Here is a 321-nt window from a genome sequence, read left to right on the forward strand (position 1 = left end):
CGAAAAGGTCTGAACCTGTTGTATTGGTAATAAGGTTGATAATTTCATTATAAATATCACCTTGATTCTGGATGTTAGTTACCACATCTCCAACAACATCGATTGTGATTGTATCACCATTTGCGTTGGTTAGTGTGTAAGTTCCATTACCGTTATCTAACAAAGTAGTTGTGTTAGCATCAAACGTAATTACGTCTCCATTTACTGTAGTATGCGTAAATGTACCATCGCCATTGTCTACGAAAAGGTCTGAACCTGTGGTGTTGGTAATAAGGTTGATAATTTCATTATAGATATCACCTTGGTTTTGGATGTTGGTTA

At 35.8% G+C, this 321-nt stretch carries 1 protein-coding gene; it reads right to left on the reverse strand.

The window, feature by feature from the left end; all coding sequences use genetic code 11:
* Positions 1–321, reverse strand: a 321-nt coding sequence (locus G3A46_RS14135) for a hypothetical protein (protein WP_165150776.1), incomplete at both ends; no start/stop codon positions are given.

The organism is Aequorivita sp. KMM 9714, assembly GCF_011065475.1.
In the GTDB taxonomy this organism is placed as follows: domain Bacteria; phylum Bacteroidota; class Bacteroidia; order Flavobacteriales; family Flavobacteriaceae; genus Aequorivita; species Aequorivita sinensis.